The sequence below is a fragment of the Marinobacter fuscus genome, assembly GCF_003007675.1.
GTDB lineage: Bacteria > Pseudomonadota > Gammaproteobacteria > Pseudomonadales > Oleiphilaceae > Marinobacter > Marinobacter fuscus.
In genome coordinates this window covers 282,653-302,219 of sequence record NZ_PXNP01000009.1, presented here as the reverse complement: position 1 = coordinate 302,219, position 19,567 = coordinate 282,653, and the positions used below count along the sequence as shown (strand labels likewise).

Below are 19,567 nucleotides of genomic sequence, written 5' to 3'. Positions count from 1 at the left end.
AACAGTATAAACATGGCAGTCAGGGCCGGTTCAACCGCCAGTGGTCGTAGACGGCCATGGCGCTGGCGACGGCGTGGGCCAGATTTTCCTGCTGTGACGGGCTCAGCGCCTTCTGTTTCCGGCACTGGTCGAAGGCCTGCTGTATGGCTTTTCGGTTGGCTTTATCCAGTTCGCTGAGCCAGTGATGATCCGCCGGTTCCAACTCCAGAAGATCACGCCCGGCGTGATTGCGGTGGCTGATGTGCCACCAGTGGTCGACTGCCCGCCCGAGCACGATATAACCGAACTGGCTGTCCTGTACCGGGCCGAAACTGGCGGTTTTCAGGCCATCCTTCAGGGGGCCAATATTGAGGGCGGGCAGCACCAGTTTGTCGCCGTAGAAATAACTGCCTGCAGCGCCAATCAATCCGCCGATCAGCGCCCCGGTGCCCAGTGAAGAACCGAGGGTGACGGCGTCGATGCCCGCGCCGCCCACCGCCCCGGCGCCAAACCCGGCCGTAGCCAGGTATTTGCGGCTGACCGCCCAGTGTTTACGGGTATCTTCCGAGAACAGATCGTGTTCACTGGCCCAGGACAATTCCGCTTCCTGGCGCTGAATGCGCTGGTGTTGGTACAGGTATTCAATGTCGGCCCGCAGCGCTTGTTCTCTTCGGCGCTGATGATCATACCATCGGTCGCGCAGGGTCTGTGCCAGCTGATGGTCGCTGACCCCGGCGATCTGATGGTGGGTCAGCAGGCGTTTTTCCTGCCAGGACATCAGCTCTTCCAGTGCGCTGGCAATCAGTTTTGAGGACTGCAGGTGCCGTTGCTGGCGTTGCTCCGCCAGTAGCCGGGTGGCCTGCTCCAGAGGCTGCTCCCAATCCGGCTCTAGCTGGCCAAAGGCTTTCAGAAGGCTCAGGTGTTGCTCGAACGGGGCGCGAACGGCATCGAACTTGCGGACAACCTGAAAAAACTGGCCCAAGGCGCTTTGCCAGGTGTCGCTGTAGTCGCCGCTGCCAATACTGTTGATCAGCGCCAGGCTGGGCCGCCCTGTCCAGCGCAGAATGGTCATTTCCGCTTCGTGCTCTGCACTGTAGGGCACCGACCCGTCGACCACGTAAATAATGCCTGCACCATCCAGAACCGGCGCCAGCAACTCGCACTCATCAACGAACCGGCCGTCGCCCTGATGCTGGGTAACGAAGGCGCGTACCGTCTCCGGGTGATCAGAGGCCGACAGGCTGTGGGCTTCAAGCCATTGCAGCACCCGCCGGGGCCGCTGGAAGCCAGGGGTGTCCACCAGGGTGTACAGGGTATTGCCGTCGACGGTGAGCGGGTAGGCCTGGCGGGCTTTGGTGGTGCCGGGTTCCAGGGCAATGGCGATGGCGTCGTTCTGGGATAAGGTGGCCACCACGCTGGATTTGCCTTTGTTGGGGTGGCCGACCACGGCAAACATGGGGGCCCGGGTCATGATCTGGCCTCCTGGTTCCGGTGTTGTTGTTCGGGCAGTGCGACTACCCGTGCAAAGTGGGCCGGTAGCCGGTTGGCAAAGCGCAGCCAGGGTTGCAGCAGATGGGGTTCCGGTGCCTGATCCGGAACCGGTGCCAGAGGCAGCAGCGCGATCCGGGTGCCTTCGGGCCAGGCGTCGTGGGCCTGTTCCAGAAAATCCTGCAGTTCGCCGGTGGGTGGCTGCCAGCTTTGGGTAATCACCAGCACCGTGGCAGATTGCTGTCGCAGCGATACCTGGTGTGGCGGGGATAGCCGGGCGATGGTTGCGATAACGTCATCGTCTTCACCAAGGCTCGCCTGGCCGCCCGCTTGAAAGCCTGGAATGTCCTGGCCGGTAAGTGCCTCCGGTAGCTGCGGTTTGCCAGCGCCAGCCCAGCAAACCAGAAAATGGGCCTCCGGGAGTGGCTCCGGTGTTGTGCCGGTGCGGGTGTCTGGCAGGTCGTGTGCGTCGTTGTGCTGGTTGCCGGTATCCAGGGTCGGGGTTTCCAGCCGGTATTGCAGCGCGTGTAAACCTGGATGGCTCGCCAGCAGCCTGCGCGCTTTTCCACGCAACGCCAGTTGGGCCAGCGCCAGTAGCAGCAGGCGGGGCAGTACCACCCAGCCCAGCCAGAGCATGACCACAAACGGCCACCACTGGCCCCATTGGGCAGCCGTGGTGGTGACTGCCGAGGGATCGGCCCGGAAAAACCGGGTTGCCTCCACCAGTTCCAGAGACGGCACCGCCGCAGGCCATAGCGCTTGCCAGGGCATGGCAAGCCATTCAATGAGCCTGTGGTAGCTGTCGGCCGCGGTATCCAGAGTGGTGCTCCAGCCAAAGGCCAGATCCTGTACCACCAACAGCATCAGCAGCGTCGCCAGTCCGCCGAGGCCGAACAAGGCACCGCCGGTATGGGCGGCACGAGCCATCAGTAAGGGCTGTAACTGCCTGCTGGTGGGGCTGGCAGGTGTTTTCTGCCATCGCACCAGCAGCCAGCGCCAGGGTTGCCAGCCCACCAGAGACTGGATGCTGGTGGCCAATGCCAGCAGCAGTTGCAGCAGCACAAAGCCGAGTATGCCGGTGATGTTGATGCGGGAGCCACCATCGAAAAACAGCAGGCCGGACATGGTGAGAACCCCCAGCAATGCGCCGGCCATGGCAAAGCCGGAATGGATTTGTCGCCATTGCCGGAATGCAGATTCACTGGCTGCGGTTGTTTTGGCCGGGCCACTCAAATTCTTGATATGGGCCAGCCAGTCGATGACATCAGCCTCCGTGTGGTTGGCTTCACACGCCAGGGCAAACCGACGGTCACGGCGATGCAGAAAGGCTGGACTATGATCCCTGTCGCGCTGGATCTGTTCCTCGAAATCCAGCAGCAGACGAAGGGGGTGTTGGCTCATGCAGAATCCTGTGCATTCGGTCGGTTTGGCTTTCCTGTTAGGATATAGCCAACCACGCCAACGAGGCCAGCCACAAAGCCATGCCCCATCATTTGATGAACCTTCGATACGTGCCCGATGACGAGGCGGACGAGATTCGCGATCTGTTCGAGGCCAACCACGTGCGTTACTACGAAACGCCGCCCAGCCGTTGGGGGATCAGCATGGGGGGCTTCTGGGTGCATGACGACGACGAAGCCGAACGTGCCCGACAGCTGCTGGCGGAATATCAGCGCGCCAGACACCAAACACAGCGGGAGGCTTTTCTTGAGCAGCAGGCCCGTGGCGAGACCGGGCCCTGGGCTTTGCTGCGCCGTCATCCGCTGCGCACACTGGCGGCCTGCCTGGCGATTTTGGTGATTGCGGGCTTTAGCTTGCTGCCGTTTTTGCGCCTGGGCTGACGAAGTGTCCCGAAACTCGAACAATGTCCGTGAATACGGACGAAATTCAATAAAAATAATATAGATCAGATATATAGGTCTTTTGGGAGCGCCCGTGTTGTCCGGTAATCCGGATGCTGGCTGTTTATCCTTCCGTTTTTATTATTTATTTGTCAATTAAATCAACGGCTTAAAATATTGGCATAGAATCCGCTCGGTCGTTCCTGCCCACGAGGCCATGTGAACAACAACAAACAAGGAATGACCATGAATCCGATAACGCTTTGTGCCCTGATCGGCGCTGCGTCTGTGGCGCTGACTGCCTGTAACAGCGATAGCGGCAACACATCGCAGTCTTTCAATGAGTTGCCAGATTTCATTTTGGGTGACGTTCAGCAAACCATGTACGATGGCATCACCGATGACCTGCTGACAGCCGGGCTTGGCGCCAGTGGTCTGGCAGGCGCGGCACCTGCCTTTACCGACCCGTTGAATCCCGGCGCTCGCGACCTGCGGCGCCTGGCCATCTACAACAACTACCGCGCCCTGGTGGATACCGCACCCGGTGGCGGCTACGGCACGTTCTTTGGCCCTGCGGTCGGATCGTCCGGCGAGGGGCTGATTGCCGGGCACGAGTTTATCGCCCGCGCTTCGGTGCCCGGGGCCCGGTCACCTATTACCCTGATGGCTCAGGTGCCTGACAGTTTTGATCCGGGATCTCCGTGTATGGTGACCGCGCCTTCGTCTGGCTCCCGTGGTATCTATGGCGCTATTGGGACGGCCGGTGGATGGGGGCTGAAGAAAGGCTGCGCCGTGGTGTATACCGACAAGGGCACAGGCACCGGCGCCCACAATCTGGCCACCAACACCGCCCAGCGCATTGATGGCACGCTGACCAGTGAAGACGATGCCATGTTCCGGGCAGATCTCAGCGCGGCCGAGCGTGAGGCGTTCAACAGCCAGTGGCCGGATCGCTTTGCCTGGAAACACGCCCACTCCGGTGACAACCCGGAAGCGGACTGGGGTCAGCACGTGCTGCAGTCCATCCGTTTCGGATTTTACGCGCTGAACCAGTTGCACGGAGAGGCGGGAGGTGAGGGCCGGCGCCTGAATACCATCACGCCGGACAACACTCTGGTGATTGCCTCCAGCGTATCCAACGGCGGGGGCGCTTCTGTCCGGGCGGCCGAGCAGGATACCGAAGGCCTGATTGACGGAATTGCGGTGTCTGAGCCCAACCTGAACCCGACGGTGGATCGCAGTTTCAGTATCCGGCAGGGCGAGGGCCCCGCGTTAGCGGAGCACAGCCGAAGCCTGCTGGACTACACCACTGCTCTGGCGGTGTATCAGGGCTGCGCCAACCTGGCACCGGCAATCAGTGCAGAGGCGCCATTGAACGGCGTTTTTGTGCCGCCGGTTGTGGGTGAAGCCATTTGTGCCTCACTGGCTAACAAAGGTCTAGTGACCGGTGCAACCACTGAAGACAGGGCGACAGACGCGCTGCGGATTTTGAACGAAGAATTCGGCATACAGCCGGAGCAGAACCTGCTGGCTCCCGTGCATTTCGGCCTGGCGGTGGCTCAGAGCATATCCATGACCTACGCCAATGCCTATGGCGAAGCAGATGTAGAGGATCGGGTATGCGGCCTGAGCCTGGCGGCCACCGATGCCAGTGGTGCGGTGATTCCGCTGGCGGGGGCTGCCGAAGCCGCCCTGTTCTCTGCCAGTAATGGCATTCCGCCGACCGCGGGGGTGAATATTGTTTACGACAATGCCGAAGGCCAGCCAACCAACCTCAATGCCAGTGTCTCGGCCAGTTCCAGCCAGGCGGACTATGGTCTGGATGCCCTGCTGTGCCTGCGTGGACTGGCAGCGGGTGCCGACCCGGTATCCGGTGCAGCCCTGACGGGCGAGCAGGCCGAACTTGCCGAAGAGATTGCAGAAGGCATTGCAGCGGTGCGGGCTACGGGCAACCTTCAGGGCAAACCTGCGGTGTTTGTGACCGGCCGGGCCGATGCCATTTTGCCGATCAACCATACTTCCCGGCCTTACTATGGTCTGAACCAGCAGGTGGAGGGTGACCGCAGCCAGTTGCGCTACTACGAAATCCTGAACGCGCATCACCTGGATGTACTGAACGGGCTTGCCGGCGTTGGCAACCGCTATGTGCCCCTGCATCATTACTATTTCCAGGCGCTTGACCTGGTATGGAACCACCTGAGCGGGCAGCAGCCGCTGCCACCCAGCCAGGTGGTGCGCACCACACCGCGGGGTGACATGGCGACACCGCTTGATGAAACCCACCTGACTCCTATCGCCATGACGCCGGACGACAGTGACCGAATCCTGTTTGCCGATGGCGAACTGCGCATCCCGGAATAGCCGGCTTCCGCCCGGCCTGTCACAGCCGGGCAATTTTACCGTTTGCCCCCGCCCCGGGGGCTTCCTATACTCTCAAGTCAGCGTCCGGAATGCCGGACGCTCAAGGTTCGTTTATGAATTCATCCCGACCCGTGAGTATGCGGTACATGTCTGAGCTGTTTATCAACAAGAACAAGAGTGGCCTTACCCGCAATCTGATCGAAGCCCTGTTTCCGATGTTCGAGGAAGCCAGTGCCGGGGCGATTGCGGTAGACCGGGATTCTCAAATTACCTGGATCAATACCAGCTACTCGCATCTTCTGGGGCTGGACGATGCCGCCAAGGTGATTGGCAAACCGGTACGTCAGGTGATCCCTCACACCCGGATGCCGGAGGTGGTACAGACCGGCAAACCGTTGTTACTCGATATTATGGAGCATAACCAGCAACAACTTGTGGTTACCCGTCTGCCCTACTACGACGAAGCTGGCGCTATTGTCGGTGCGGTTGCTTTTGTGCTGTACGACGACCTGCAACCCCTGACGCCACTGGTGTCGAAATATCGCCGGCTGCACCAGGATCTGGCCGCTGCCCGCAAAGCGCTGGCGAAAAAGGCCCGGGGTACCCGCTACAGCCTTGGCGACTTTGTCGGCGGCAGCCCGGAAGCGCTGGAAGTCAAACGCAAGGCGCGCCTGGCGGCCGGACGGGACATGCCCGTTTTGTTGCTGGGCGAGACCGGCACCGGTAAGGAAGTCCTCGCCCAGGCCATCCATGCGGTATCGGCCCGGGCAGAAAAACCCTTTGTCGGGGTTAACCTGGCGGCGGTGCCCGAAAACCTGCTTGAGGCCGAGTTTTTCGGGGTGGCACCAGGCGCCTATACCGGTGCCGACCGGCGTACCCGCGATGGCAAATTCCAACTGGCCAACGGCGGCACCCTGTTTCTGGATGAGGTGGGAGATATGCCTCTGCCGTTGCAGGCCAAGCTGCTGAGGGCTCTGCAGGAAGGCGAAATCGAGCCTCTGGGCTCGAACAAGGTGGTCAGTGTGGATGTGCGCCTGATTGCCGCCACCAGCCGCAACCTGGAGGCAATGATCGCTGATGGCAGCTTCCGTTCGGATCTGTATTACCGCCTGAACGTGCTGGAGGTGTCGATTCCGCCGTTACGGGAGCGCCTGGGCGATCTCGGCGTGCTGTGCGAGGCTCTGCTGGGCGAAATTTGTGAAGGCCAGGATCTGCGGGGGGAAATTACCGATGCCGGTGTGGCCGCCCTGGCCAATTACGACTGGCCGGGCAACATCCGCGAACTGCGTAACGTGCTTGAACGCGCGCTCACAATGAGTGAGGACGGCGATCTGCTGGATGCCGATGCCATCTTCAAGGTGCTGCCCAAAGGCGGTCAGCGCCCGGTTGCACAAACGCCAGCACGGGCTGTGCGGCCGCTGGCCAGGATCGTTGCAGACGCCGAGGCGCAGGCCATTGAGGAGGCACTGGTGGCTTGCCGGGGCAATCGCACCAAGGCGGCACGCCTGCTGGGTATTTCCCGCTCCGTGCTGTACGAGAAGTTGGCAAAGATGTCCTGATTTCCGGACGCCTGTCCCGTGATCCGTACATTTACGTACGACCAATGTCGTTGATTGTCCGGATTTCCGGACAAAGAAGCGTGTTCGGGTGAGTGGGTTTTATTTAAGTTCATGAAAAATAATAAAATTCAGGCGGTGGCATGGTATCTGCTAAGCCTGAGTGGCAGGACGTCAGAACAACGTAAGAAAACAAGGCTGGCGTAACCCCGTTGGACCCGAGCCTTTGTCAGCCCTAGTTTCCTGCGTTGTCTGACTTTTTCAGACCAAGACCACTGGCACAGATCTGGTGGCTGTACGACAACAACAAGAAGGATTCGCTTCATGTCGATCAAGCAAAAGCTTTCAAAGTTGACCTATGGAATGACCGCGGCGGCCGTGATCACCGGCGGACTGGCCACATCGGACGCAATGGCGGCAGAGAAAGTACGCTGGCAGGTGCCGCTTGCCTTCCCGTCGCACCTGATTGGCCTGACGTCACCGGTCAAGCACCTTACCGAAAACCTGAAAACGATCTCTGGTGGCGACATTCAACTGCGTTATTACGAGCCGGGCGAGCTGGTGCCGCCATTTGAAATCATGGATGCCGTGGGCAGCGGTAAGTATCCCGCCGGTTATACCTGGGTGGGTTACGACCAGGGCACTATTCCGGCCCTGCCACTGTATTCCGGCGCACCGTTCAATATGGAACCGCCTGCGTATCTGGCCTGGTACTACCAGGGCGACGGTCGTGAGCTGCTCCAGGAAATCTACGCCGAGCGCAATATCCACCCCATGCTCTGCTCTATCATCGGCCCTGAAGGTGCTGGCTGGTTCGCCAAGCCAATTACTGGCATGAAAGATTTTGATGGCCTGAAGATCCGTTTTGCCGGTATCGGTGGCAAGGTGCTGGAGAAGCTGGGTGCGTCGGTGACCATGGTGCCGGGTGGCGAGATCTATCAGGCCCTGGAGCGCAAGACCATTGATGCAACAGAATTCTCGCAGCCAGCCATCGATAAGATGCTGGGCCTGGATCAGATCATCAAGAATTACATCATGCCCGGCTGGCACCAGACTCTGACCACCTCGCACCTGCTGGTGAACAAGGATGCCTGGGAAAAGCTGCAGCCTGGTACCCGCGCCCTGATCGAAATGGGCTGCGAATCCGCCACTCTGAAAGGCTTTGCCGAGAGTGAGTGGGCCCAGCCGACCGCACTGCGTGAATACGCGAAAGAAGGCGTAACGGCCCAGACCCTGCCGGAGCCAGTGCTGCGCGAACTGCAGAAGGTGACCAACGAGGTGCTGGACGAGATCGCCGCCGAGGACAAAATGTTCAACCGCGTACTCACCAGTCAGCGTGAGTTCATGGAGCACCATTCAGTATGGCACTCCAAAGGCTACCTGCCGCGGACGTTCTACAAGTACGACTGATCCACGGATGATGACCCTCGCGGGCGGCCCTGTGCCGCCCGCATTCCCCTAGGCATCCGGACTATTCGAGGTTTTTGTGACTGAACCCAACGTATCCGGGGCGAACCAGCCCCCTGCGCAGGACGACGACTTGCTGCCGACCAACGCGCTGGCGTGGCGCCTGGACCGGCTGGTGGTCGCAGTCGGGCGTTTCAGCTCCTGGCTCTGGATTGGCGTCCTTATTGTCGTGCTGATTAACGTGTTTTCCCGATATGTGCTTTCCCAGGGCTCCATTGCACTGGAAGAGCTTTCCTGGCACCTGTTTGGCGCGGCAACCATGCTCACCCTCGGGTACGCGGTGGTGCGTGATGACCACGTGCGTGTCGACGTGCTGAAAGAAAAGTTTTCACCCCGCACTCAGGCCACCATCGAGTTGCTCGGTATTGCCATCCTGGCCTTGCCGGTGGTGTACCTGATGGTTGAGGTGCTGGTGCCCTACGCCTGGAAGGCCTGGATCTACCAGGAGCGCTCCCAGGCGCCCAGTGGTTTGCCCTACCGGTTTATCTTTAAAAGCATGCTGCCCTTGGGCCTGATTTTCGTGATGATTGCCCTGTTCTCCCGGGCCTTGCGTTGCATGACCTTTCTGTTCGGGTTTCCCCGGGCAGTCACTCCCCCGAAAAACGATCGCCGCTCTGTCGGCCATCCCAATCCCTGATTCAAGAGGCCGACGTCATGGGTGTAGAAGCGATTCTTGTTATCGCCATGTTCGCCAGCTTCATGGTGCTGTTGCTGCTGGGATTCCCGGTGGCCTGGTCACTGGCGGGTATTGGCCTGGTGTTCGCGATTGTCGGGCACGTCATGGTGGAGTATTTTGATTCATCGCTGTGGTTTACCTGGCAGGGAACCATGGGGGTGCTGGATGCCCGGATCTACGGTATTGTCGCCAACGAACTGATGGTGGCCCTGCCCATGTTTATCTTCATGGGCATCATGCTGGACCGTTCCGGTATTGCGGAAAAACTGATGCACAGCCTGGTGCGGGTGTTGGGACCGCTGCGGGGTGGTTACGCCATTACCGTGGTGATTGTCGGCGTACTGCTGGCGGCGTCCACCGGCATTGTCGGCGCCTCGGTGGTGCTGCTGGGTATGCTGTCTCTGGGGCCGATGATGCAGGCCCAGTACAACAAATCTCTGGCCGTGGGTACGGCCTGCTCGGTCGGCACCCTGGGCATCCTGGTGCCACCCAGCATCATGCTGGTGCTGATGGCTGATCGCTTGGGTACGTCTGATGCGTCGGTAGGCAAGCTGTTCATGGGCGCGCTGATTCCCGGCGTAATGCTCGGCACCATGTACATTCTGTACATCATCATTGCCTCCTTCATCAAAAAAGACCTGGCGCCTGCCCCGAAAAATCGCGAGCCCCTGGATGCCCGTGCCTGGCTGGACGTATTGAAAGCGGTTTTGCCGCCGATGGCCCTGATTATTGCGGTTCTGGGCTCCATCTTTTTCGGTATTGCCACCACCACGGAAGCCTCGGCGGTGGGTGCCGGTGGCGCCATGCTGATGGCGTTTGTCAGCAAGCGCCTGGATATGAAGACGCTGAAGGAGTCGCTGTATCAGACCAGCCGCACCTCGGCGTTCATCTTCGGCATCTTCATCGGTGCCACGGTGTTTGCCTCGGTATTGCGTGGCCTGGGCGGCGATGAGGTGATCGAAAGTGCCATCACCGGGTTGCCGTTCGGCACCACCGGAGTGCTGTTGACGGTGCTGTTCATTACCTTCCTGTTGGGCTTCTTCCTGGACTGGGTGGAGATCACGCTGATCATCCTGCCGCTGGTGGCGCCGGTGCTGTTCAAGATGGGCGTGGAGCCAGTGTGGTTTGCGATCATGTTTGCGATCTGCCTGCAGACCTCGTTCCTGACCCCACCGGTAGGCTTTTCGCTGTTCTACATCAAAGGGGTGTGCCCGCCGGGTATTACCACCCGCCATATCTATCTGGGCGTACTGCCGTTTATCGGCCTGCAGTTGCTGGCCCTGGCCCTGGTGTTCTGGTTCGAGCCCCTGGCGACCTGGCTGCCTAACGAGGTGTACGGAGGGGGCTGACCTGGCCCCGTTACTGAATTCCAATAACAAGAGCTGAGCTCAAGGAGACTGAGACCATGCGTCTTCAAAACCAAGTAGCCCTGATTACCGGGGCTGGCCGTGGGATTGGCCGCGCCATTGCTGAACATTACGCCCGTGAAGGTGCCCGGGTAGCGGTGGCCGACCTCACCGCCGACACGGCTGCCGACACTGTGGCGGCCATTGAACAGGCAGGCGGAACCGCCATGGCACTGGCCATGGACGTAACCGACGAGCAGGCGGTTGACCAGGGTGTTGACGCCATTGTGCGACAGTGGGGGCGCCTCGATATTGCCCTGGCGAATGCCGGTATCCAGCACATAGACCCGGTACACAAACTGGCCTTTGCCGACTGGAGCAAGGTGATGAGCGTGCATCTGGATGGCGCGTTCCTGGTTACCCGGGCGGCCTTGCGCCAGATGTACGCCCAAGGTGGGGGTACTATGCTGTACATGGGCTCCGTACACTCTCTGGAGGCGTCGCCGCTGAAGTCACCCTACGTGGCCGCCAAGCATGGCATGCTCGGGCTATGCCGGGCGGTTGCCAAAGAGGGCGCGGAACATGGTGTGCGCAGCAATATTATTTGCCCAGGATTCGTGCGCACACCGCTGGTGGACAAGCAGATACCCGAACAGGCCAAAGAGCTGGGTATCTCTGAACAAGAGGTGATCAGCAAGATCATGCTCAAAAATACCGTAGACGGGCAGTTCACTACCCAGGAAGACGTTTCCGAAGTGGCGGTGCATCTGGCTGCTTTCCCGTCTGCTGCACTGACTGGCCAGTCGATCGTGGTGAGTCACGGTTGGCATATGCTGTAAATATCTGGAGAGAACATGAGTAACGCAGAACCATCACCGGTTGTCTGGACCCCGACCGGAAACACCCTGGCCCAATCCCGCATGGGCCAGTTCAGGCGCTGGCTGGAACAGGATGGCCTCGGGCCCTTTGCCGATTATCACGCCCTGCACCAGTGGTCTATCGATGACCTGGAAACTTTCTGGGGCAAGGTCTGGGACTATTGCGGTCTGGTGTGCGACACCCCGGCTGAGCGGGTGCTTGGCGATCGTTCCATGCCAGGCGCCCAGTGGTTCCCGGGTATGAAACTGAACTTTGCCGCCAACCTGTTGCGCCTGGCCGACGGTGATCATGGCGACCGGGAAGCGGTGGTGGCCTACTGTGAAACCCGCCCGGTTCTGCGTAAAACCTATGCCCAGTTGAAAGCCGATGCCGGTGCCCTGGAAGCCTTCCTGCGTAGCAAAGGTGTTGCCAAGGGTGACCGGGTTGCGGGCGTGGTCACCAACGGTTACGAGGCCATTGTCGGTATGCTGGCGGCCACCAGTCTGGGCGCCATCTGGAGCTCCGCGTCTCCGGATTTTGGTGCTGGCGCCATCCTGGATCGCTTCGGCCAGATCGAGCCTGCTGCACTGATTGTGGTGAACGGCTACGGCTATGGCGGCAAGGTGTTTGCGCGACAGCAGGAGTTCGCTGATCTGGTGAGCAAGCTGCCAACCCTGAAAACCGTGGTTAGCGTTCAGCAACTGCCCGACCAGCCCCACCTGGCGGGCCCGCTGGTTACCGGCTGGGACGAGGCTTTAGCTGCGGGCGCGGGCGAAGCGCCATCGTTCACGCCGGTAGATCCGGAGCACCCGGTGTACATCCTGTTTTCTTCCGGCACCACCGGCAAGCCCAAGTGCATCGTGCACGGCACCGGCGGCCTGCTGGTGAACCACGCCAAAGAGCTGATGCTGCATGGCGATGTCGGGCCTGATGACCGGTTCCTCTACTTCACCACCTGTGGCTGGATGATGTGGAACTGGCAGGTGTCGGTATTGATGACCGGCGCTGCCGTAATCACCGTTGATGGTTCGCCGGGTTATCCCAGCTTGAACGCCCTTTGGGAGACGGTCGCCGGGGAGCGGGTAACCCATTACGGCACCAGTGCCCGGTTTATCGCCGGTTGTCGCAAGGCCGAACTCAAGCCTGCACAGACGCTCGATCAAAGCCACCTGCGAGTGGTCTTTTCCACCGGCTCACCGCTGTTGCCGGAAGACTACGACTGGATGTACACCGACGGTGCACCCCAGGCGTTGCTGGGTTCCATTGCCGGCGGCACCGATATCTGTGGCTGTTTTGTCGGCGCCACACCGCTGCTACCGGTGCGCCGTGGCGAAATCCAGTGCCGCCTGCTGGGGGTGGATGCCGTGGCCTACGACGATGACGGCACACCGGTGTCCGACGGCCGGGGCGAGCTGGTCTGTCGTCAGCCACTGCCGTCGATGCCGGTCAGTTTCTGGCAGGATCCGGACGGCGAGCGCTATCGCGAAGCCTACTTCGATACCTTCCCTGGCGTCTGGGCCCACGGTGACTTTATCGAGTTTACCGAGCATGGCGGCGCCATCATCTATGGCCGTTCAGACGCCACCCTGAACCCGGGCGGCGTTCGCATCGGAACCGCCGAAATCTACCGCCAGGTGGAGACCATCGAACAGGTCAAAGACAGCCTGGTGGTGGGCCGCCAGATCGACGGCGATGTGGAAGTGGTGCTGCTGGTGGTTCCGGCCGAGGGCCAGGAGGTTAATTCTGAACTGGCGAAAACCCTGAAAACCCGCATCCGCGAAGGTGCCAGCCCCCGCCATGTGCCCCGGCACATTGTCCAGGTGCCGGACATTCCCTACACCCGCAGCGGCAAGAAAGTGGAGCTGGCGGTGGCCCGGCTGATCAACGGCTCGAAAAAAGCCGACAACCGGGATGCCCTCGGCAACCCGGAAGCGCTGGATCAGATTCGCCGGCGTTTGCAGGAGGAAGGCCTGCTTCCGGCTTGATGATTGTTAACAAAATCTGTGGATAACCCCCGGCGGCGCAACGCCGGGATTTCTGCAGAATCAGCGACATCGCGGTGGTCAGGCTTGCCCGCACCGCGCCAGCGCTGCAATTTCACCCATCTGATTGATGTTAGAAAGTTTCGTAAATTCCCGTCGTTTCAACAGCCTCTGACCGACGATCAGGTATTATCCGTACGTTCTTATACTAAGATCGTAACCAATGTTCCCTGAAAAATGCTATCTTAATAAGCCTATCAAAAGTTCCGAATCAGTCACTGACGCGGCCGAGCGTTCACAAGACGCCAGACCCTGCGGTGGCCGTCCTGAACCCATCCAATAGCCTGAGGACGAAAATGACATCATCCAAAGCCAAGATTGTCTACACATTGACCGACGAGGCACCTGCCCTCGCCACCCGGTCACTGCTTCCTATCCTGGAAACCTTTGCCAAGCCGGCTGGTATTGATTTCGAAACCAGCGACATCTCTCTCGCGGCGCGTATCCTGGCGAACTTCCCGGATCACCTGGAGGAAAATCAGCGGGTTCCGGACGCTCTGGCGGAATTGGGTGAGTACACCAAAGATCCGGACGCCAACATCATCAAGCTGCCGAACATTTCTGCGTCCATCCCGCAGCTTCGGGCCGCTATCAAGGAGCTGAACGATCAGGGCTACAAAGTGCCCGAGTTCAAGGAACACCCGGAAACCGACGAAGAGAAAGAAATCCACGCCCGCTACTCCAAGGTGCTGGGCAGTGCGGTTAACCCGGTATTGCGTGAAGGCAACTCCGACCGTCGTGCCCCGGCCGCGGTGAAGGCGTTTGCCCGCAAATTCCCCCACAGCATGGGTGAGTGGAGCCCGGCCTCCCGGACGCACGTGGCGCACATGCGCGGCGGTGATTTTTATTCCAGCGAGCAGTCGGTCACCCTCGACAAGGCGACCAATGCCCGCATCGTGTTCGAGAACAAGAAAGGCGAGCAGACCGTTCTGAAGGCCGACCTGCCGTTGCAGGAAGGTGAAGTGCTGGACGGCATGTTCATGAGCAAGAATGCACTGGTGAAGTTTTTCGAAGACGCGATCGAAGATTGCGAAAAGACCGGCGTGATGTTCTCACTGCACGTGAAAGCCACCATGATGAAAATCTCCCACCCGATCGTGTTTGGTCACGCGGTGAAGGTTTTCTACAAAGAGCTGTTCGAAAAGTACGGTGACCTGTTCAAGGAAATCGGCGTTAACCCGAACAACGGCCTGTCGTCGGTGATCGAGAAGGTCAAGCTGTTGCCGGAATCCAAGCAGGAGCAGATTCAGGAAGATCTGCACGCCTGTTACGAGCACCGTCCGGAAATCGCCATGGTTGATTCCGTGAAGGGCATCACCAACCTGCACGTGCCCAGTGACATCATCGTCGACGCCTCTATGCCCGCGATGATTCGTAACTCCGGCAAGATGTGGGCTCGTGATGGCAAGCTCAAGGACACCAAGGCAGTGATGCCCGAGTCCACCTACGCCACCATCTACCAGGAAGTGATCAACTTCTGTAAGACCCACGGCGCGTTCGATCCCACCACCATGGGTACCGTACCCAACGTTGGTCTGATGGCGCAGAAAGCCGAAGAATACGGCTCTCACGACAAGACCTTCGAAATGAAGGAAGACGGTATCGTGCGGGTTGTGGCGGAAGACGGCACCGTGCTGACCGAGCACAAGGTTGAGGAAGGCGACATCTGGCGAGCCTGCCAGACCAAGGATCTGCCGATTCGCGACTGGGTCAAGCTGGCGGTAAACCGCTCACGTTCCAGCGGCATGCCGGCACTGTTCTGGCTGGACGACGAGCGTGCCCACGACGCCCAGCTGATCAAGAAGGTCGAGAAGTACCTGGCCGAGCTGGATACCGAGGGTCTGGATATTCAGATCAAGAGCCCGGTGCGCGCCATTCGCTGGACCATGGAGCGCCTGATTCGTGGCCTGGACACCATTTCCGTCACCGGCAACGTATTGCGTGACTACCTGACCGACCTGTTCCCGATTCTGGAGCTGGGCACCAGCGCCAAGATGCTGTCGATCGTGCCGCTGCTGAACGGCGGTGGTCTGTACGAGACCGGTGCTGGCGGTTCCGCACCCAAGCACGTACAGCAGCTGATTCAGGAAAACCACCTGCGTTGGGATTCTCTGGGTGAGTTCCTGGCCACGGCGGTGTCTCTGGATGAGCTGGGTGAGAAGCAGAACAATCAGCGCGCACGCATGCTGGGTCAGACCCTGGACAAGGCCACCGAGCGTCTACTGGAGAACAACCAGTCGCCGTCCCGTGTGACCGGCGAGCTGGATAACCGGGGTTCCCACTTCCATCTGGCCCGTTACTGGGCAGAGGAGCTGTCCAAGCAGTCTGATGACCAGGAGCTGCAGACCTTCTTTACCAAGCTGTCTGCACAGCTGGAAGAGAACAAGGACAAGATCCTGGAAGAAATGACTGTGGTTCAGGGCCACGAAGCGGATATCGGCGGTTACTACCACGCGCCGATGGAAAAGGTGTGCGCGGTGATGCAGCCAAGCGAAACCCTGAACAAGATCCTGGCGGACGCTCAGGCATCGGTTCAGTAATACGGTGAGTCAGCCGGGCCCTGGCCCGGTGTGATCCCTGAAAACCCGATGGGCCGCCGGTTCATCGGGTTTTTTGTGGCCGCTGTTCTGCGGGTTGCTCAGTCCTGTTGCAGGGGAACCATCTGGGCGCCGGTCAGTCGGGCCAGATCGGCCGGGGCCAGCTCGATTTCCAGGCCCCGCCTGCCAGCGCTCACGAAAACGGTTTTGAAAGCCTCGGCACTCTGATCGATAAAGGTTTTCAGTTGTTTTTTCTGCCCCAGCGGGCTGACCCCACCCAGCACATAGCCGGTGGTGCGTTGCACCAGTTGCTTGTCGGCCATGGCCGCTTTCTTGGCACCCGCCGCCCGGGCAATCTGTTTCAGGCCCAGCATGGCACTCACCGGCACAATGCCTACCGCCAGCTCCTTGCCGTCCAGGCTAACGACCAGGGTTTTGAACACCTGCCCCGGTGCCGCCCCGGTTTTTTCCACCGCTTCTTCGCCGTAGCTTTCGGCGGCGGGATCATGGTCGTACTCATGAAGGGTGTAGCGAATCTTCGCCTTCTGGGCGGCCTTGATGGCAGGGGTCATGGAGTTTCCTGTGGTGCTTCGGCAGACACGGAATTAAACCATGTGTCGCTGCCAGATTCACCCCTGCGACAGCACCGGCCAGGCGCTTTTTGATCTGGGGTTCATAGCAGATGAACCCGCTGGCTTTGCGCGAGTTGCTGGTCTGCCAGCAATCGTTGCTGCAAATTTCTCGACGTGGGAATGTTGACTGGCTAACATTCTTTAGAGACGAGTATGGGTCAGAGATAAATCCATGGAGCCCGGTTCACCGGAAGATTGGCAGTTACGACAACTCAGAGACAATCACAGCCCGATGCGCCGAGCGGGATGGGTTACTCTGGTTTATGTGCTGACCGGTGTTGTCTGGATTGTGCTGTCAGACAGGCTGATTGGCTCTCTGGTTGCCAATGTCGAGTTGCTCGTACTGTTACAAACCTGGAAAGGCGTTCTGTTCTTCCTGGTTACCGGGCTGGTGTTATTTTATGTTATCTATCGCCAGCTCAATCATGACCGGGCGCTACTATCACTTCAATATGAACAGCGCCGCGCCCTGCGCTTTCGCGAACGCCAGCTTACCGTCCTGATGAATAACCTGCCTGGGATGGCGTATCGATGCCACCCCGATGAACACTGGACCATGTCGTTTGTCTCGGCAGGCTGCGCCGATCTGACCGGCTATCAATCTGACGAACTGGTTAACAACCGGTCTGTGAGTTTCGCTTCACTGATCGATGAGGCCAGCCAGCCGGAGATTGCGCTGGCAGTAGAGAAGGCGGTTGACAGGGATGGTGCGTTTTCCGTGGAGTATGCACTCACCCGCAAGGACGGCGAGCGTATCTGGGTGTGGGAGCGCGGCTGCAGCGTGGAGGACGAAAGCGGTGTGCGGTTTGTGGAAGGCATCATTCTGGATATATCCGACCGCAAGGCCCTGGAACAGGAACTGGAAGTTCTCGCCACCCGGGATTCGCTCACAGGCCTGTTGAACCGGCGAGAGAGCGCCCGTGTTCTGGCAGAGGAGCAGGCACGGGCCAGCCGGTACCGTCGCCCACTGGCATTGCTCTGGGCGGATATTGATCATTTCAAACGCATCAATGATACCTGGGGTCATGCCGCCGGTGATCAGGTGTTGTGTGCGGTGAGTGACCTGCTGCGGGACAGTGTGCGCAGCGTCGATACGGTTGGCCGTTTTGGTGGTGAGGAGTTCATCGTGATTCTTCCGGAGATGGGCGCGGAAGAGGCCCGGGAGGTTGCCGAGCGGTTGCGGGAACAGGTTGGCCGCCAGGTTGTGACACTGCCGGGCGGTGAAACCGTCTCTCTGACCATCAGTATCGGTGTTGCCGCTTTTCCGGATCATGGCCAGACACAGGAGGAACTTTGCGCGGCTGCCGACAAGGCGATGTATCGGGCCAAAAAACAAGGGCGTAACTGTGCGGTTATGGCGCAGGCCAGTTGAGCTGGTCATAATGGCAGATGTTGAAAAGCGTTTCCGGGGAGATTGGCCATACCATGCATTCATTGACCAGACGTGTGCTGCATACCTGCAGGGTGCCCTCCGATCTTGAAGCTATAAGCTGTCGGGACACGGATAATGAACACCCGGAGCGGGTTGGGCTGAACCCGCAGGTAACGGATACCGTCTGGCACAGCGCGCAGGCGCTTTACAAAACCGGTGTGCATCCGGGTATGCAATTGTCGCTGCGCTACCGTGGTGAGCAGGTATTGCACCGCGCCATTGGCCATGCCAGGGGTAACGGGCCGGAGGATGAGGCGCAGGTTGCCCGTGTGCCGATGACGACCGACACGCCTGTGTGCTATTTCTCGGCGTCGAAGGCGGTTACTGCGTTGCTGATGCACCTGCTGTCGGAGCAGGGGTTGGTTAATCTGATGGATCCGGTGTCCTATTACTGCCCGGAATTCGGTCATAACGGCAAACGCACCATCACCGTCCACCAGATTCTGTCTCACCGGGGCGGGATCCCGGCCATTCCTCGGGACACGCCGATCGATGTGCTCTGGAACCGGAATGAAGTCTGGCGCCTGCTCTGTGCCGCTCGACCGGTAGCGGTGGATGGAGGAAAAGTGGCCTACCACGCCATCACCGGTGGCTTCGTGCTGCAGCGGGTGCTGGAAAAAGTCACAGGAGATTCCATCGAGGCCTATCTTGATCGCTATCTGCGCAAACCCATGGGTATGAAATGGTTTACCTTCGGTGTGGAGACCGATCAGTTGTCCGAACTGGCCTGTAATTATGCTACTGGCCCGACCCCCAGATTTCCGGTGTCCTGGATCATAAACCGGGCACTTGGTGGCGATATCAACACGGTGGCTCGGGTAACAAACGATCCCCGGTTTCAGGAGGCGGTTATTCCGGCGGGCAACCTCTGTGGCACGGCGGAAGAAATGGGCCGGTTTTTCCAGATGATGCTCAATGGTGGCCTGTGGAATGGCAAGCGCATCTGCAGCGAGGTAACGGTGCGCCGGGCGATCCAGCAGTTTGGTTCGTTGCAGCTGGATCGGACGATGTTACTGCCTGTGCGCTTCAGTGCGGGCATGATGCTGGGTGGAAACCCGGTGGGGCTCTGGGGTCAGCGTAGCCGTCACGCATTCGGGCATGTGGGGCTGATCAACAAACTTTGCTGGGCCGACCCTGCCCGGGGAATTTCGGTAAGCCTGCTGAACACCGGCTTCCCGATTGTCGGCCATCACTTGCCAGCACTGGCCCGTTTCGTCTATACCGTAGGTGAACAGTTTCCATTGTTGCCGAAGGGCCAGTGGGGCTGGGCTGCCGCGTGAACACGCCAGGCGGATGTTAAAAACAGTGAAAGCTTGTTCATGGCAATTGCGCCCGATCGGACAGTCCGGCAA

General features: G+C 59.7%; 14 protein-coding genes. 11 read left to right on the top strand and 3 right to left on the bottom strand.

From position 1 onward, the window contains the following. Positions 1-19 precede the first annotated feature (19 nt). Both C7H09_RS02440 and C7H09_RS02435 read right to left on the bottom strand, forming a co-directional pair. Positions 20-1,450 (bottom strand): GTPase/DUF3482 domain-containing protein, encoded by a 1,431-nt coding sequence (locus C7H09_RS02440; protein ID WP_106761045.1) that lies wholly within the window; start codon positions 1,448-1,450, stop codon positions 20-22. Further along, a complete protein-coding gene (locus C7H09_RS02435; RefSeq protein WP_106761044.1) occupies positions 1,447-2,868 on the bottom strand; it encodes a DUF2868 domain-containing protein in 1,422 nt (473 codons plus the stop codon). The genes C7H09_RS02440 and C7H09_RS02435 overlap by 4 nt, the downstream gene beginning before the upstream one ends. A gap of 80 nt (positions 2,869-2,948) precedes the next feature. Here C7H09_RS02435 and C7H09_RS02430 point away from each other — a divergent pair, with 80 nt between their 5' ends. The 9 genes from C7H09_RS02430 (at position 2,949) to C7H09_RS02390 (ending at position 16,154) form a co-directional block, all read left to right on the top strand. Next, entirely contained in the window at positions 2,949-3,308 is a 360-nt protein-coding gene (locus C7H09_RS02430; protein WP_106761043.1) for a DUF6164 family protein, read from the top strand. 246 nt (positions 3,309-3,554) lie between these two features. After that, positions 3,555-5,669: a 3-hydroxybutyrate oligomer hydrolase family protein gene (locus C7H09_RS02425; RefSeq protein ID WP_106761042.1), complete on the top strand. Its 2,115-nt coding sequence runs from the start codon at positions 3,555-3,557 to the stop codon at positions 5,667-5,669. 146 nt (positions 5,670-5,815) lie between these two features. Then, positions 5,816-7,228: a sigma-54 interaction domain-containing protein gene (locus C7H09_RS02420; RefSeq protein ID WP_106761185.1), complete on the top strand. Its 1,413-nt coding sequence runs from the start codon at positions 5,816-5,818 to the stop codon at positions 7,226-7,228. 321 nt (positions 7,229-7,549) lie between these two features. Continuing rightward, entirely contained in the window at positions 7,550-8,635 is a 1,086-nt protein-coding gene (locus tag C7H09_RS02415) for a TRAP transporter substrate-binding protein (RefSeq protein WP_106761041.1), read from the top strand. A gap of 76 nt (positions 8,636-8,711) precedes the next feature. Continuing rightward, positions 8,712-9,329, top strand: a complete 618-nt coding sequence (locus tag C7H09_RS02410; protein ID WP_106761040.1) for a TRAP transporter small permease subunit — start codon at positions 8,712-8,714, stop codon at positions 9,327-9,329. A 17-nt stretch (positions 9,330-9,346) separates the two neighbouring features. Continuing rightward, entirely contained in the window at positions 9,347-10,717 is a 1,371-nt protein-coding gene (locus C7H09_RS02405; protein WP_106761039.1) for a TRAP transporter large permease, read from the top strand. A 56-nt stretch (positions 10,718-10,773) separates the two neighbouring features. Next, entirely contained in the window at positions 10,774-11,553 is a 780-nt protein-coding gene (locus C7H09_RS02400; protein WP_106761038.1) for a 3-hydroxybutyrate dehydrogenase, read from the top strand. A 15-nt stretch (positions 11,554-11,568) separates the two neighbouring features. After that, positions 11,569-13,557 (top strand): acetoacetate--CoA ligase, encoded by a 1,989-nt coding sequence (locus tag C7H09_RS02395; RefSeq protein WP_106761037.1) that lies wholly within the window; start codon positions 11,569-11,571, stop codon positions 13,555-13,557. Positions 13,558-13,910: 353 nt separating this feature from the next. Continuing rightward, on the top strand, positions 13,911-16,154 hold the full coding sequence (locus tag C7H09_RS02390; RefSeq protein WP_106761036.1) for an NADP-dependent isocitrate dehydrogenase: 2,244 nt from the start codon (positions 13,911-13,913) through the stop codon (positions 16,152-16,154). Between the two features lie 98 nt (positions 16,155-16,252). Here the strand turns inward: C7H09_RS02390 and ybaK are convergent, their stop codons facing one another. Then, on the bottom strand, positions 16,253-16,723 hold the full coding sequence (gene ybaK / locus C7H09_RS02385; protein WP_106761035.1) for a Cys-tRNA(Pro) deacylase: 471 nt from the start codon (positions 16,721-16,723) through the stop codon (positions 16,253-16,255). A gap of 232 nt (positions 16,724-16,955) precedes the next feature. Here ybaK and C7H09_RS02380 point away from each other — a divergent pair, with 232 nt between their 5' ends. Both C7H09_RS02380 and C7H09_RS02375 read left to right on the top strand, forming a co-directional pair. Further along, on the top strand, positions 16,956-18,155 hold the full coding sequence (locus tag C7H09_RS02380) for a GGDEF domain-containing protein (RefSeq protein ID WP_106761034.1): 1,200 nt from the start codon (positions 16,956-16,958) through the stop codon (positions 18,153-18,155). Between the two features lie 53 nt (positions 18,156-18,208). After that, positions 18,209-19,495 (top strand): serine hydrolase domain-containing protein, encoded by a 1,287-nt coding sequence (locus C7H09_RS02375; protein WP_106761184.1) that lies wholly within the window; start codon positions 18,209-18,211, stop codon positions 19,493-19,495. Positions 19,496-19,567 lie beyond the last annotated feature (72 nt).

Bases quoted from the DNA above. Each gene is read 5' to 3' on its own strand.
- C7H09_RS02440 (WP_106761045.1), bottom strand. From the start codon at position 1,450: ATGACCCGGGCCCCCATGTTTGCCGTGGTCGGCCACCCCAACAAAGGC.
- C7H09_RS02435 (WP_106761044.1), bottom strand. From the start codon at position 2,868: ATGAGCCAACACCCCCTTCGTCTGCTGCTGGATTTCGAGGAACAGATC.
- C7H09_RS02430 (WP_106761043.1), top strand. From the start codon at position 2,949: ATGCCCCATCATTTGATGAACCTTCGATACGTGCCCGATGACGAGGCG.
- C7H09_RS02425 (WP_106761042.1), top strand. From the start codon at position 3,555: ATGAATCCGATAACGCTTTGTGCCCTGATCGGCGCTGCGTCTGTGGCG.
- C7H09_RS02420 (WP_106761185.1), top strand. From the start codon at position 5,816: ATGTCTGAGCTGTTTATCAACAAGAACAAGAGTGGCCTTACCCGCAAT.
- C7H09_RS02415 (WP_106761041.1), top strand. From the start codon at position 7,550: ATGTCGATCAAGCAAAAGCTTTCAAAGTTGACCTATGGAATGACCGCG.
- C7H09_RS02405 (WP_106761039.1), top strand. From the start codon at position 9,347: ATGGGTGTAGAAGCGATTCTTGTTATCGCCATGTTCGCCAGCTTCATG.
- C7H09_RS02400 (WP_106761038.1), top strand. From the start codon at position 10,774: ATGCGTCTTCAAAACCAAGTAGCCCTGATTACCGGGGCTGGCCGTGGG.
- C7H09_RS02395 (WP_106761037.1), top strand. From the start codon at position 11,569: ATGAGTAACGCAGAACCATCACCGGTTGTCTGGACCCCGACCGGAAAC.
- C7H09_RS02390 (WP_106761036.1), top strand. From the start codon at position 13,911: ATGACATCATCCAAAGCCAAGATTGTCTACACATTGACCGACGAGGCA.
- ybaK (WP_106761035.1), bottom strand. From the start codon at position 16,723: ATGACCCCTGCCATCAAGGCCGCCCAGAAGGCGAAGATTCGCTACACC.
- C7H09_RS02380 (WP_106761034.1), top strand. From the start codon at position 16,956: ATGGAGCCCGGTTCACCGGAAGATTGGCAGTTACGACAACTCAGAGAC.
- C7H09_RS02375 (WP_106761184.1), top strand. From the start codon at position 18,209: ATGCATTCATTGACCAGACGTGTGCTGCATACCTGCAGGGTGCCCTCC.